The 13,398-nt window shown below is 70.9% G+C and carries 11 protein-coding genes; 5 read left to right on the forward strand and 6 right to left on the reverse strand.

The window, feature by feature from the left end:
* Positions 1–45 precede the first annotated feature (45 nt).
* From GCL84_RS08995 to GCL84_RS09010, 4 genes are all read left to right on the forward strand, one after another.
* Entirely contained in the window at positions 46–1,200 is a 1,155-nt protein-coding gene (locus tag GCL84_RS08995; RefSeq protein WP_197523113.1) for a hypothetical protein, read from the forward strand.
* A gap of 3 nt (positions 1,201–1,203) precedes the next feature.
* Positions 1,204–1,584, forward strand: coding sequence for a hypothetical protein (locus tag GCL84_RS09000; protein ID WP_156754928.1), 381 nt, complete (start codon positions 1,204–1,206; stop codon positions 1,582–1,584).
* 82 nt (positions 1,585–1,666) lie between these two features.
* A complete protein-coding gene (ligD, locus tag GCL84_RS09005; RefSeq protein WP_156754929.1) occupies positions 1,667–2,611 on the forward strand; it encodes a non-homologous end-joining DNA ligase in 945 nt (314 codons plus the stop codon).
* Between the two features lie 88 nt (positions 2,612–2,699).
* Positions 2,700–3,227 (forward strand): EF-hand domain-containing protein, encoded by a 528-nt coding sequence (locus tag GCL84_RS09010; RefSeq protein WP_156754930.1) that lies wholly within the window; start codon positions 2,700–2,702, stop codon positions 3,225–3,227.
* Positions 3,228–4,004: 777 nt separating this feature from the next.
* On the opposite strand, the gene GCL84_RS09015 is transcribed toward GCL84_RS09010, so the two are convergent.
* On the reverse strand, positions 4,005–5,267 hold the full coding sequence (locus GCL84_RS09015) for a cytochrome P450 (protein ID WP_407924378.1): 1,263 nt from the start codon (positions 5,265–5,267) through the stop codon (positions 4,005–4,007).
* Positions 5,268–5,406: 139 nt separating this feature from the next.
* On the opposite strand from GCL84_RS09015, the gene GCL84_RS09020 reads away from it, so the two are divergent.
* Positions 5,407–5,718, forward strand: coding sequence for a hypothetical protein (locus tag GCL84_RS09020; RefSeq protein WP_156754932.1), 312 nt, complete (start codon positions 5,407–5,409; stop codon positions 5,716–5,718).
* 63 nt (positions 5,719–5,781) lie between these two features.
* Here the strand turns inward: GCL84_RS09020 and asnB are convergent, their stop codons facing one another.
* From asnB to GCL84_RS09050, 5 genes are all read right to left on the reverse strand, one after another.
* Entirely contained in the window at positions 5,782–7,608 is a 1,827-nt protein-coding gene (gene asnB / locus GCL84_RS09025; protein ID WP_156754933.1) for an asparagine synthase (glutamine-hydrolyzing), read from the reverse strand.
* A 117-nt stretch (positions 7,609–7,725) separates the two neighbouring features.
* Positions 7,726–8,949: an MFS transporter gene (locus tag GCL84_RS09030; RefSeq protein WP_156754934.1), complete on the reverse strand. Its 1,224-nt coding sequence runs from the start codon at positions 8,947–8,949 to the stop codon at positions 7,726–7,728.
* A 483-nt stretch (positions 8,950–9,432) separates the two neighbouring features.
* Positions 9,433–10,440: a TerC family protein gene (locus GCL84_RS09040; RefSeq protein ID WP_156754936.1), complete on the reverse strand. Its 1,008-nt coding sequence runs from the start codon at positions 10,438–10,440 to the stop codon at positions 9,433–9,435.
* A 211-nt stretch (positions 10,441–10,651) separates the two neighbouring features.
* Positions 10,652–11,776, reverse strand: a complete 1,125-nt coding sequence (locus GCL84_RS09045; protein ID WP_156754937.1) for an alpha/beta hydrolase — start codon at positions 11,774–11,776, stop codon at positions 10,652–10,654.
* Between the two features lie 30 nt (positions 11,777–11,806).
* On the reverse strand, positions 11,807–13,396 hold the full coding sequence (locus GCL84_RS09050; protein WP_156754938.1) for an acyl-CoA carboxylase subunit beta: 1,590 nt from the start codon (positions 13,394–13,396) through the stop codon (positions 11,807–11,809).
* Between the last annotated feature and the right edge of the window lie 2 nt (positions 13,397–13,398).

The following is a 13,398-nucleotide window of genomic DNA, read 5'->3' on the forward strand; positions in this document are numbered from 1 at the left end:
GGCCCCCCACCGCTTCCCGCGGGCCCACCGCCCGGGTTCGCGCCGATGCCGTCGTCCCCCGGGCCGGAGCCGCGCCGCCAGTCGCCCCCTTCCCAGCCGGTGCGGGCGACGCTGCACTCGACTGAGCAGACCAGGACCTACCCGTGCCACCAGTGCGGCGGGGAACTGGTCTTCGACATCAAGGGCCAGCGGCTGCGGTGCCCCAACTGCGGCAACACGCAGGCGATCATCGAGAACGCGGGCAAGCGGGTGGTCAAGCACGGACTGGACTCGCGGGAGGTCCAGGGGCTGGTGGCGCTGCGCGCCGAGGTCCGGGAGAAGGAGATCGTCTGCCAGAACTGCGGCGGGCACACGACCTTCACCGGGTCGCTGACGGCCACCCGGTGCCCGTACTGCGCGACCCCGGTCCAGCGCGACGACGTGCACGACGCGCCGGACCGGTTGCCGGTGGACGCGGTGCTGCCGTTCCGGGTGGACGAGGGCGCCGGGCGCGAACTGGTGGAGAAGTGGGTCAACAGCCGGTGGTTCGCACCCACGGAGTTCAAGAAGTACCGGGAGACCGGCTCGTTCTCCAGCGTCTACGTCGCCTACTTCACCTACGACGCACGGGCCGAGAGCGACTACGCGGGCGAGCGCGGCCGCGAGTACCAGGTGACGGTCGGGTCCGGCGAGAACCGGCGCACCGAGACCAGGGTCTCCTGGACCCACGTGCGCGGGCACGTGACCAACATCGTCAACGACCTGCCCGTCCTGGCCAACAACGGGATGGACACGGCGAAGATCGTCGCGCTGGAGCCGTGGCCCACCGGGCACGCCGTGGGCTTCTCCGGCGAGTACGTCGCGGGTCACCTGAGCCGCACCTACGACCTCGGCGTGGAGGAGTGCTTCGGCATCGCCACCGAACGCATGCGCGGCGAGATCGAGCAGACCGTCAGGCGCGACATCGGCGGTGACCGCCAGCGGGTGCACCAGGTGAGCACCACCTGGTTCGACCGCCGGTTCCAGCACCTGCTGCTGCCCATCTGGCTGCTGACCGTGGTCTACCAGGGCAAGCCCTTCCAGGTCTGCATCAACGGCATCACCGGCGAGGTCCAGGGCAGGCGCCCCATCAGCGCCGTCAAGGTCGTCGCGGCCGTGCTGCTGGCGATCACCGTCATCGTGGGCGTTTACCTGCTCACCCAAGGAATGCCCGGGAGGTAGTCGATGACGTTCGTCATCGTCGTCGTGGTCGTGGCCGTCCTGCTCTTCGGGGGCGCCCTGGCGCTCGCGTCCGTCCGCAAGGCCCGCACCCAGGCGGGTCTCCCGGGCGGTGTCGAGGTGCCCAAGGCCTGGTCCGGGGAGCACTCCACCGAGGCCCGCATGCACCGCAGGCTGCTGGCCGCCCACCGCGCCCTGGCGGCGGTCCCCCTGGGCGACCCCGCCCAGATCGAGCGCAAGGTGGCCGTCGAGCAGCGCATCCGGGCGCTCGACGAAGCCCTTCTGGCCGCCTCCCGCCGCCCCGACAAGGCGGACGTCCTGGCCACCCTGGAGAAGGAACTCGTCACCGTCGAGAGCGACGTCGCCGCGGCTTGCTCCCAGCACTAGGCCGTGTTCTGGCAGTCGCATGCCCTCGCGACCGGCGGCGGACCCGCGGGTGATCAAGGCCCGTGGCGGCTACCGTCGCGGCATGGCAGCCAAGGGCAGCAGTGCCGTGGAGCTGGAGGTCGGCGACCACGTCGTGCGGGTCTCCAACCCCGACCGGGTGTACTTCCCGGCGATCGGGGCGACCAAGCTGGACCTCGCCCGCTACTACCTGTCCGTCGGCGACGGCATCGTCCGGGCGCTGCGGGACCGCCCCTGCATGCTGCACCGGTTCCCCAAGGGCGTGGCCGGGGAGAAGGTGCACCAGAAGCGGCTGCCGAGCGGGGCGCCGCCGTGGGTGCGGACGGTGCGGGTGCACTTCCCCCGCTACGACCGGCACGCCGACGAGCTGTGCGTCACCCGGCTCGCGGACGTGGTGTGGGCGGTGCAGATGTCGACGGTGGAGTTCCACCCGTGGAACTCGCGGCGGGCCGACACCGAGCGCCCCGACGAGTGGCGCGTCGACCTCGACCCGATGCCCGAGTGCGGCTTCGACAAGGTCCGGCGGGTGGCGCACGTGGTGCGCGAGGTGCTCGACGAGCTGGGCATCGTCGGCTACCCCAAGACCTCCGGTGGCGCGGGCCTGCACGTCTACGTGCGCATCCGCCCCGACTGGGAGTTCGGGGAGGTGCGGCGCGCGGCGCTGGCGTTCGCCCGCGAGGTGGAGCGGCGCACGCCGGAGGCCACGACCGCGTGGTGGCGCAAGGACCGGGACCCGGGCAAGGTGTTCGTCGACTTCAACCAGAACGCCCGCGACCACACGATCGCCAGCGCGTACTCGGTCCGCGGGGTGCCGGAGGCCACCGTGTCGACGCCGATCGGGTGGGACGAGATCGACACCGTGCGGCCCGGGGAGCTGACCATCGCCACCGTGCCCGCGCGCTTCGCCGAGCTGGGCGATCTGCACGCGACCATCGATGACCAGGCGTTCTCCTTGGAAACACTGCTCGACCGCGCCGAGAGTGACGGAGTGGAAAACCCTTCCGAGTAAGCGGAGTACCCGATCGGTCGGTGCTTTGTCCGAGCCCACCTCGGCATGATCGCGTCCGATTCGTCCACACGTCGGAAGGGATGGGCGCGTGCCCGCAACTATTCAGGAACGCAAGCTCGACCGGCTGTTCACGATCCTGGACACCGACAGCAACGGCTACATCGAGCAGTCCGACTTCGAGCTGTTCGCGGCGAAGGTCATCGACGGGGCCGGGGCCAAGGAGACCCCGGAGGCACGGATCGTGCGCAGGCAGGCGGCCTCCTTCTGGAACACCCTGTCCCAGGCCCTCGACGCCGACGGCGACGAGCGGGTCAGCCGGGACGAGTTCGCCACCACCGCCGAGCTGGAGCCGGTGCTCGACGCCGCGATCAAGCTCGGCGTCTCGGCCCGCGACGTGACCGACATCGACCACGACGGCCGCATCAGCCTCAGCGAGTGGGTCACCCTCGACGCCATGCTGGGCATCCCGCGCCCCGACAGCGAGGAGGGCTTCCACGCCCTCGACACCGACGGCGACGGCTTCGTCAGCCAGCCGGAGTACGTCCGGGGCGTGGAGCAGTTCTTCCGCAGCGAGGACGCCTCGGCACCGGGGAACTGGGCCTTCGGCAAGTTTTGAGCCACCCCGTCCACCCCTGCCCCGGTGCCCAGGGGCAGGGGTGGACAGCCGCTCAGCCCTGCGTGCCCGCGAACTTTCCGGGTGAAAACCATCCACACCCCCCGACACGCCGGGGGTTTTGTCAGACCCCGGCGTTAGCCTTGAATCGGAAAACGGCGCGCGAGGCACCTGGCAGGTGACTGGTCTCTCCCGCACCGCATCCCACCACTCCGACCACCGACCCCGACCACTCGACGCCCTCCCGCACGCGACCCCAGCGGCCCGGGCCCCGACCGCTCGACGTGCGCGGCCTCAGCGGCCTGGGGGCGGAGGGGGCCGGGGCCTGGCCGAGTGGCACCCGCGAGCGAGGAGGCGACGGCCGGGTCTCGCTGGGCGCGTTCCGCGCGGCCTGGTCCATGTCAGGTCCTCGCCGCGCTGGATGCGTTCCGCGCGGCCTGGTCAATGTCAGGTCCTCGTCGCGTCAGGTGCGTTCCGCGCGGCCTGGTCCGTATCTGGGCCTCACCGCGCTGGATGCGTTCCGCGCAGCCTGGTCAATGTCAGGGCCTCATCGCGTCAGGTGCGTTCCGCGCGGCCTGGTCCGTATCTGGGCCTCATCGCGTCAGGTGCGTTCCGCGCGGCCTGGTCCGTATCTGGGCCTCACCGCGCCGGGTGCGTTCCGCGCGGCCTCGTGACCCGTTCGTCCGCGTCCGCGGGCTGCGGGTTCCGGACGAGTGAGCGGCCCGGGCGGGTCCCACGGGGGACAGGTGCGGGCGGGCGGGGTGCCGGGCGGGCAGGTGCTCAGGTGAGGACCGAGATCGACTCGACGCCGTAGACGATGGAGGTTTCGCGGAAGGTGAGGGTGTCGGCGTCCGGGTTGAGGCGGAGGTTGGGGAAGCGGCGGACCAGGGCCGGGTAGGCGGCGCGCAGTTCCATCCTGGCCAGTTCGGCGCCGATGCAGCGGTGGGCGCCGTAGCCGAAGGCCACGTGGGGGCTGGGGGCCCGGGAGGGGTCGAACTGGCGCACGTCGTCGCCCAGGGCGGGGTCGCGGTTGGCGGCGCTGAGGGAGCAGGCGACGACGTCGCCGGGGGCGATCGGTTGGCCGCCGACGGTGACCTCCTCGCGGGCGAAGCGGAGGAAGGCGACCTGCACGACGCTGAGGTAGCGCAGCATCTCCTCGACGAAGGGGTTGATGGCCTCGTCGGACTCGCGCAGCAGGTCGGCGGTGGCGGGGTCGCGCAGGAGCATCAGGCCGCCGAGGGCGAGCATGCTGGCGGTGGTCTCGAAGCCGCCGGTGAGCACGCCGTCGGCCAGGCCCGCGAGTTCGTCGTCGTCGATCTGGTCGCCGTGTTCGCGGATGATCATGCCGATCAGGCCGTCGCCGGGGTTCTCCCGTTGCTGGGCGACGACCTTGCGCAGGTAGACCAACGATTCGGAGATGTGGCCGAAGCCCGCGCCCGCGCCGCCGAACAGGTCGAACCGGGCCTCGGCGAGGCGCTGGAACTCGTCGCGGTCGGAGTACGGGACGCCGAGCAGCTCGCAGATGGTCAGCGACGGGATGGGCAGGGCGAACTTCTCCACCAGGTCCACCGGGCCGTCGGTCTCGGCCATGCTGTCGAGGCAGTCGGCGATGATCGCGTCGATGCGCGGGGCCAGCCGGGCCAGGCGGCGCATGGTGAACTCGGGCGTGAGCACCTTGCGCAGCCGGGTGTGCACGGGCGGGTCGGCGAAGCCGAGGCCGCCGGGGTTCTGCTCGACCTCGAGGATCTTGCCCAGGTGCGAGAAGTCGTTGCTGAAGTGCCGGGAGTCGGCGAGGACCTGCTTGACCGCTTCGTGCCCGGTGACCAGCCAGAGGTTGACGCCGAACGGCACCGGCAGCGGCACGATCGGCCCCTGGTCGGCCAGCTCGTCCAGCTCGGCGACCGGGACCACGTCGTCCCGGCGCAGCGGGACCAGGGCCCCGGCGGGCAGCAGCGACAGCGCCCGCGGCCCGACTCGCTTGAGCACGGCCTTGGTCGCCAGCTTGCGCACCCACGCCAGCGCGTTCCTGCCCATCGTCAACATCTCGGCCACTCCCCAACCAGCTCTGGTGGGCAACCGTAACCCGTGCCCCCTGAGAGCCGGTTTAGGTCCTCCTTGTCGTTATCTTCCCCACCCCCGACCCTTGTCGAACACGCGTTCGAATCGATGGTAGGGTCAGGCGATGGGGAAGATCGACACGGGCGGCGTGGCGCGGGTGTACCACCCGTGCGCCGCCCCAGTCCGGGCCATGTCGTACACCGATCCGACGCTGCTCTGGGAGATGCGTCGCTGGGTGGCGGCGTTGCGCAGTTCGGGCAAGGTCCACGCCGACCTCGCGGTCGAGTGGAGAGAGGAGAGCGCAGTGGGAGTCCTGCACGGCGACGGCGGCCTCATCGCCGAGGTCCACCCGTCGGATTTCCTGGTCCACAGCCGCGACGGCCTCGCCGTCCTGGCGGCTGAGGACTTCTGGCGCTCCTACCAGGAGCGCCGCTAGCCGGGTGGCCGGGGCGGGTGGAGCAGGCGCGGACCACCCGCCCCGGCCGCCTTTGCGCCGGGGTCAGGACAGGTGGATGGCGGGCTTGTACAGGTCCAGCCACAGCGCCAGGTCGAGCGTGCGCTCCAGGTCGTGCCTGCGGGCCGCGGCCCGCGCAGCCGGGGCGTCGACCAGGCCGCGGACGTGCTCGCGGTCGACGATGGTGAACACGGTGTCGTCGGACGACGAGAGCACGTCGCGCACCTGCGCCTGCAACGCCTCGGTGTAGCCGAGGTCCTGCGTCGACGGGTACGGGCTCTTGACCCGGTCCACAACGGACTGCGGCAGCACGTCCTTGGTGGCGTGGCGCAGCAGGCTCTTCTCCCGGTGGTCGAAGGTCTTCATCGACCAGGGCGTGTTGTAGACGTACTCCACCAGCCGGTGGTCGCAGAACGGGACGCGGACCTCCAGGCCCACCGCCATGCTCATCCGGTCCTTGCGGTCGAGCAGCGCCCGGACGAACCGGGTCAGGTGCAGGTGACAGGACAGGCGCATCCGGCGTTCCAGGTCGCCCGCGCCGTCTGGCTGGTCCACTTCGGCCACCGCCTCGCGGTAGCGGGAGTCCACATAGGCGGGCAGGTCCAGCTTGGCGGCGACGCCGGGGTCGAGCAGTTCCGGGCGGAGCTGGGCGGGTCCCGCCGAGAGCCAGGGGAAGGTGTCGGCCCGCTGCGCCTTCGGGTCGTGGAACCACTTGTAGCCGCCGAAGACCTCGTCGGCCGACTCGCCGGACAGCGCGACCGTCGAGCGCTCGCGGATGGCCTTGAACAGCAGGTGGAGCGAGGCGTCCACGTCGCCGAGGCCCGCCGGGACGTCGCGGGCGGTGAGCACCTCGCGGCGCAGGTCCGGGTCGGCCAGCGCGGTGGAGTCCAGGACGATGTCCTCGTGCTGGGACCCGACGTGCTGGGCCACGTCGTGCACGAAGGGCGTGTCGGCGGTGTCGCGCAGCTCGTCGGGGACGAAGTTCTCGGTCTGCCCGGTGAAGTCGACGGCGAAGCTGCGCACGCGCTCGGGGTCGAGCCGCTGGGCCGCCAGCGCGGTGATGGCGCTGGAGTCGAGGCCGCCGGAGAGCAGCACGCAGCGCGGCACGTCGGCGATGAGCTGGCGGCGCACGATGTCGTCGAGCAGTTCGCGCACGTGGGCGACCGAGTCGTCCTGGTCGTCGGTGTGCTCGCGGACCGGCAGGCTCCAGTAGGTGTGCTCGCGCAGGCCGCTGCGGTCGACGGTGACGACGGTGCCGGGCACGACCTCGCGCATCCCCGCCCACACCGCCTGCCCGGGTGTCTTGACGAAGGTGAACAGCTCGCGCAGGCCGTCGGCGTCGACAGCGCGCTCCACCAGCGGGTTGGCCAGGATCGCCTTGGGCTCGGAGCCGAAGAGGACCCCGTCCTGGGTGGGGTGGTAGTAGAGCGGCTTGATGCCCATGCGGTCGCGGACCAGCACCAGCTTCTGCTCGCGCGGGTCCCAGACGGCGAAGGCGTACATGCCGTTGAGCCGCTCGGCCACGGCCGGGCCCCACTCGAGGTAGCCGTGCAGCACGACCTCGGTGTCGCTGTCGGTCCGGAACCGGTGGCCCCGGCCCGCGAGTTCCGCGCGCAGCTCGCGGAAGTTGTAGGCCTCGCCGCTGTAGACCATCGCGAGGGTGCCGCCGGGGGTGTCCAGCGCCATCGGCTGGGCCCCGCCGGGCAGGTCGATCACGGCGAGCCTGCGGTGGCCCACCGCGGCGTGCCGGTCGATGTGGACCCCGCTGCCGTCCGGGCCGCGGCAGGCCATCGTCGCCGTCATCGCCTCGAGGGTTTTCCGGTGCTCACCGAGGTCCCGGTCGAAGGAGACCCATCCGACGATCCCGCACATGCGCGTTCCTCCCAACACCACGAGCCACCGGCCAGGCATTTATTTGCGTAGCCTATGTAACTTCTAACGCCACTGTAACTCCGGCGTGACCGGTGGTGATGGTGACAACTGTCTCGATCAGCGCACGGCTCGTACCTTTCTGACGCACAAACCGCCCGAAACCGCCACCAGCGCGGTCGCCAGGTAGAGGCCCGGGTAGCCGCCGAAGGCGATGACGGGCACCGCCAGCACCGGCGCGACGATCTGCGAGGCGGCCGCGGCGGCGGCGAAGACACCCAGGTCACGACCAGTGTCTGCGGCCGAGGGCAGCACCAGTGCGACCACCGCGAGGTCCACGGCCAGGAACCCGCCGAACCCGACGCCCACCAGGCCCGCCGCCAGGATCGTCAGCGGCCACGCGGGGGTGAGGGCCAGCAGCACCGCGCCCGCGCCCATCGCCGACCCGCCCGCGACCACGAACACCCGCTGCCTGCCCAGCCGGTCCGACCACCGACCCGCCGTCACCGCCGCGGCCATCGCGCCCAGCACCGTCACGGCCGTGAGCGTCGAGGCGGCCCCGCGGGGGTCGGCGACGCGCTGCTCGTCGGTCAGGTAGTAGAGCAGGTACTGGGTGACCAGGGCGAAGCCCAGCGTCACCAGGAACCGGCCCACCCACGTCCACGCCAGGTCGGCGGTGACGGCGACCCGGCCCGGCGCGCGCCGGGCGGGCGCGGGCGCGGCGGGGGCCTCGCGGTGGCCGACGAGGAACGGCACGACGGCGAGCACCGCGACGGCCGCGCACGCCAGGTAGCCCGCGCCCAGGTCGGTGACCACCTGGTTGACCAGGACGGTGCCCAGCAGCGCGCCGAGCATCTGGGTCATGCCCGCCCAGCCCGCCACGGCGCCCAACTGCGGGCGCGGCACGGTGTCCGGGATCGCCGCCATCAGCCCGGCCTGCACCGACGACAGCCCCACCTGCGCGACGACCCAGCCCAGCACCAACTCCACCGGCCCACCCGCGACCGCCAGCCAGGCCAGACCCGCGGCGGCGACCACGACGCCTGCGGCGATCCACGGCCCGCGCCTGCCCCACGGTGTGCGGGTGCGGTCGCTGGCCGCGCCGAACAGCGGCACGGCCACGGCGGTGACCGCGGCCCCGACACCGGTCGCCAGCCCGAGCAGGGCCTCTTTGCCCCCGGGCGCGAACTGCTCGGCCTGCCGGGCGAGCTGCGCCAGCGACGGGGTGAGGAACGCCAGCCACATGCCCGTGCTGGCCAGGGCGAAGCGGGCGGTCCACGCGCGGGAGACGGGCTCGGGTTCGACGGGGGGCGCGGGCGCGCGGGTGGTCACGTCCTCGGTCATGCGGTCGAGCGTGGCGGGGAGCCGTGCGGGTGCGGCTTAAGCGGGGCTGAACGGGGCCCACCGTCGACGCGCTGGGGGCTGGAGCAGTGGCCGACCTCGGCGGGCGCGCCCGGGTTCACGTGACCGGGGAGCTGCGACGCCGTTGTCGCACTCGAGTGTCCACTTTGGTCTGGGCGCTGGTGTTCGCCGCCGAGGTGGGGATGTGGTCGGGGCCGAGTCCAGGTCGGTCGCCGGACGCCAGGACCGGCACCGCGGGTACCTGCGCAGAGGGGTGGCTGGTGGGCCGAGCCAAGACCGCGCTGTCGCGGCGGGTGTGAGTGGTGTCAACCGCCGTCGCCAGAGCAGTGAAAACCGGCGGGAAGAGGAGGGACACGCGACGAACAGACCGTCCGGGTCCTGGGTGACCGCCGCACGCGAGGGGCGGTCACCCACGCCGGTGTCGGTCAGCATCCGGGTTGGCGCCCGGACCGGTGCCGAGGCCCGCTACTTGTCCTGGGCGCGGTCGCGGGGCTTGCTGGCCTTGAGGGAGCCCGGCTTGGCCTTGGCACCCGGGTCGTTGCGGGTCTTGACCAGGCTGGCGACCGTCACGGTGACGAGGATGCCGATGATGACCGCGAGGCTGACCGGGGTGGAGATCTCGGGGACGGACGTGGAGATGTCCACGTGGGCCCAGTGCAGGATCAGCTTCACGCCGATGAAGGCCAGGATGATGGCCAGGCCGGTCGAGAGGTAGACCAGGCGGTCGAGGAGGCCCTTGACCAGGAAGTAGAGGGCGCGCAGGCCGAGCAGGGCGAAGGCGTTGGCCGTGAAGACGATGTAAGCCTCCTCGGTGACGCCGAAGACCGCCGGGATCGAGTCCAGGGCGAACAGCAGGTCGATGCCGCCGATGGCGACCAGGACCAGGAACAGCGGGGTGGCGACGCGCTTGCCCGCGTCGCGGGTGAACAGCCTGCCGCCGTCGTAGTCGTCGGAGATGGGGAACATCCGGCGGGCGATCTTGACCACGCCGTTGTCCTCGATGTCGGGTTCCTCGTCGCGGTGGCGGAAGAGCTGGACCGCGGTGAACATCAGCAGGGCGCCGAAGACCAGGAACATGAACGAGAACAGGCTCAGCAGGGTGGCGCCGAGCATGATGAAGATGGCGCGCATGATCAGCGCGAGCACGATGCCGAAGGTCAGCGCCTTGTGCTGGTGTTCCTCCGGGACCGCGAACGTCGTCATGATGATCACGAAGACGAACAGGTTGTCGACGCTGAGGCTCTTCTCGACGATGTAGCCCGCGAAGTACTCGGTGCCGTACTCACCGCCCGCGAGCATCGTGAACACGACGCCGAAGGCGATCGCCACCAGGATGTAGAACACCGACCACGCCACGGCCTCCTTGAACCCGACCTTGTGCGGGCGCAGCGCCGCCAGGGTGAGGTCCAGCGCCAGCAGCGCGACGATGATCCCGATGGTGCCCGCCCAGGCGAGCCCACTGACTTCCAGCACCGACAACCTCCACAGGACAGTCCAGACGCCCCGAGATTAAGGCAATTGAGACACCCGCGCTCGGGCCGGCGCACGCCGCCACTGCCAGTGCCCGCCGGGTAGCGGGGCGCGCATGAAGGAATCCTCATCTGGCCTGGTCGGCGGCGCCGGACAGGGCGGAGGCCGCCCACCCGGTCGGATGAGCGGCCTCCGTCACGGGAGCGCGTGGGGGTCAGCCGAGGCCGAGGCCCTTGGCCAGCACGGGCCAGGACTGCTGCAGCGCCCGGTCCCAGTACGGCCAGCTGTGCGTGCCCTTGCCGTAGTAGTCCACGGTGGCGGGGATGTCGAGCTGGCGGAGCCGGTCGGTGAAGCTGCGCGAGGTCAGCAGGGTGGAGGCGTCCAGCGGGTCGCCACCGGTGCCGGGCGGGTCGAGCGGGCCGACCTCGCCGTTGCCGGAGCTGATGTAGAGGTTGATGCCGCGGAACTTCTCGATGTTGGCGTACGGGTTGTGCTTGCGCCAGATGTTGCCGTTGAGCCACTCGTGGCCCCACAGGTCGTTCCAGTTCCAGAAGCCCTCGCGGACCAGGATGCCCTTGATGACGCCCGCGGTGCCGATGTACTGGGTGTTGGGGATGCCGGAGTACGAGGCGACGGACTGGAAGGTGCCCGGGTAGGCGTAGCCGTAGTACAGCGCGCCGTAGCCGCCGATCGAGACGCCCGCGGCGGCGCGCTGGGTGCCGCCCTTGTAGCCGCGCTCGATGATCTGGAGGACCTCCTCCATGTGGAAGGCCTCCCAGTTCGCGGTCCTGGCCAGGCCCATGTTCCACCACTCGGAGTACATCCCGGCGGCGCCGTCGGTGGGCATGACCGTGATGACGCCCTTGTCCGCGGTGAACTGCTTGGCGCTGGTCTTGACGTCCCAGGAGGTGTAGTCGAGCTTCTCGCAGCACCCGTGCAGCAGCCACAACTGCGGCCAGGTCTTGTCACCGGTCGGCGACCAGTCCTCGGGCAGGTAGACGCGGACCTTGCCGTTCTTGCGCAGCGCCGGGCTCTGGATCTCCAGGTCCAGGGTCCGCTCGTCGAGCCGGGTCTCCTTGACGACCTTGGCGCCGTCGTCCGCGGTGACCTGCGGCGCGCCGGAGGGCAGCGCCGCGTTGGGGGTGGGCGCGCTCGTCGGGGCAGGCTTGGGCGTGCTGGTCGTCGGCCGCGATGGCCACCACGGGAACAGCGAGGCGTTCGCGGGCGCCTGGACCAGGGTCGCGGTCACCACGACGGCGGCGAGCACAGCTCCGCTGCCGTAGAGCGCGCGCCTGCGCTTCGGCGAACCCCGACCATCACCTTTTTGTCTCCGTGGCATGGCCTGTCACTCCGTTTCTTATCACATTCCTCACAAAGGAATGTTCCCGTGCTTTTTCGCCGGGATGGACTGCTTCTTGGTGCGCAACGAACGCAGAGCGCGAGCGATCTGCAAACGGGTGCGTGAAGGCGGGATCACCATATCCACATATCCGCGCTCAGCGGCGACGTACGGTGTTGCCTGCCATTGTTGATACTCATCCGTGAGCTTGCGGCGCAGCGCCTCGCGCTCGTGCTCCGGCGCGGCGCCGAGCTCGCGGCGGTGCAGGATCTGGACGGCGCCCTGCGCGCCCATGACCGCGATCTCCGCGGTCGGCCAGGCCATGTTGACGTCGGCGCCGAGGTGCTTGGAGCCCATCACGGCGTAGCCGCCGCCGTAGGCCTTGCGCACGACGACGGTCACCATGGGCACGGTGGCCTCGGAGTAGCTGTAGATCAGCTTGGCCCCGCGCCGGATGATGCCGCCGCGTTCCTGGTCCATGCCGGGCATGTAACCAGGAACGTCGACAAAGGTCACTATCGGAATGTCGAACGCGTCGCAGAAGCGAACAAAACGAGCGGCTTTCTCCGAGGCGTCGATGTCGATGACGCCCGCGTTGTGCATCGGCTGGTTCGCCACCACGCCCACCGTGCGGCCCTCGACGCGGCCGAAAGCGCAGATCATGTTCTTGGCGAAGGCGGCGTGGATCTCGGTGAACTCGCCGTCGTCGAGCACCGCCTGCAGCACCCGGTACATGTCGTAGCCCTGGTTGGGCGAGTCCGGGATGAGCTTGTCCAGCGCCAGGTCGGTGGCGGTGAGGTCGGCCTCGCCCTCGTGGCCGTAGACCGGGGCGGGGTCGACGTTGTTCTGCGGCAGGTAGCCCAGCAGGGTCTGCACCCACTCGATGGCGTCCGCCTCGTCGGCGGCCCGGTAGTGGGCGTTGCCGGAGACCTCGCTGTTGACCTGGGCCCCGCCCAGCTCGGCCTGGGTGACCCGCTCACCGGTGACGGCGTTGACCACCTCGGGGCCGGTGACGAACATGTGCGAGGTGTCGTCGACCATGACCGTGAAGTCGGTCATCGCCGGGGAGTACACCGCACCGCCCGCGCAGGGCCCGAGGATCATCGAGATCTGCGGGATGACGCCGGAGGCGTGCGCGTTGCGCCTGCCGAGTTCGGCGTAGTAGGCCAACGAGACGACGCCCTCCTGGATGCGCGCGCCGCCGGAGTCGTTGATGCCGATGATCGGGCAGCCCAGCTTCATCGCCAGGTCCATGACCTTGAGGACCTTCTCGCCGAAGACCTCGCCCATGCTGCCGCCGAAGACGGTGAAGTCCTGGGAGAACAGGCACACCTGGCGGCCGTCGATGGTCGCCTCGCCGGTCACGACGCCGTCGCCGTAGGGGCGGTGGGCGTCCATCCCGAACTCGGTGGTGCGGTGCCGGGAGAACACGTCGAGCTCGACGAAGGAGCCGGGGTCGACGAGCTGGTCGATCCGCTCGCGCGCGGTGAGCTTGCCCTTGGCGTGCTGCCGATCGGCCGCCCGCTTCTCGGCGAGCCGGATGGCCTCGTCGTTGCGTCCGGCCAGGTCCGCGATGCGGTAGGCCGTCGTGGGCGCGAAGTAGCCGTCTTCTCCGAACATCA

The organism is Actinokineospora pegani (assembly GCF_009745975.1).
Classification (GTDB): Bacteria; Actinomycetota; Actinomycetes; order Mycobacteriales; family Pseudonocardiaceae; genus Actinokineospora; species Actinokineospora pegani.

What these genes read in the sequence shown, in the direction of transcription:
- GCL84_RS08995 (WP_197523113.1), top strand. Translation starts at nt 46, where the DNA reads ATGCCGTCGTCCCCCGGGCCGGAGCCGCGCCGCCAGTCGCCCCCTTCC.
- GCL84_RS09000 (WP_156754928.1), top strand. Translation starts at nt 1,204, where the DNA reads ATGACGTTCGTCATCGTCGTCGTGGTCGTGGCCGTCCTGCTCTTCGGG.
- ligD (WP_156754929.1), top strand. Translation starts at nt 1,667, where the DNA reads ATGGCAGCCAAGGGCAGCAGTGCCGTGGAGCTGGAGGTCGGCGACCAC.
- GCL84_RS09015 (WP_407924378.1), bottom strand. Translation starts at nt 5,267, where the DNA reads ATGTTGACGATGGGCAGGAACGCGCTGGCGTGGGTGCGCAAGCTGGCG.
- GCL84_RS09020 (WP_156754932.1), top strand. Translation starts at nt 5,407, where the DNA reads ATGGGGAAGATCGACACGGGCGGCGTGGCGCGGGTGTACCACCCGTGC.
- asnB (WP_156754933.1), bottom strand. Translation starts at nt 7,608, where the DNA reads ATGTGCGGGATCGTCGGATGGGTCTCCTTCGACCGGGACCTCGGTGAG.
- GCL84_RS09030 (WP_156754934.1), bottom strand. Translation starts at nt 8,949, where the DNA reads ATGACCGAGGACGTGACCACCCGCGCGCCCGCGCCCCCCGTCGAACCC.
- GCL84_RS09045 (WP_156754937.1), bottom strand. Translation starts at nt 11,776, where the DNA reads ATGCCACGGAGACAAAAAGGTGATGGTCGGGGTTCGCCGAAGCGCAGG.
- GCL84_RS09050 (WP_156754938.1), bottom strand. Translation starts at nt 13,396, where the DNA reads ATGTTCGGAGAAGACGGCTACTTCGCGCCCACGACGGCCTACCGCATC.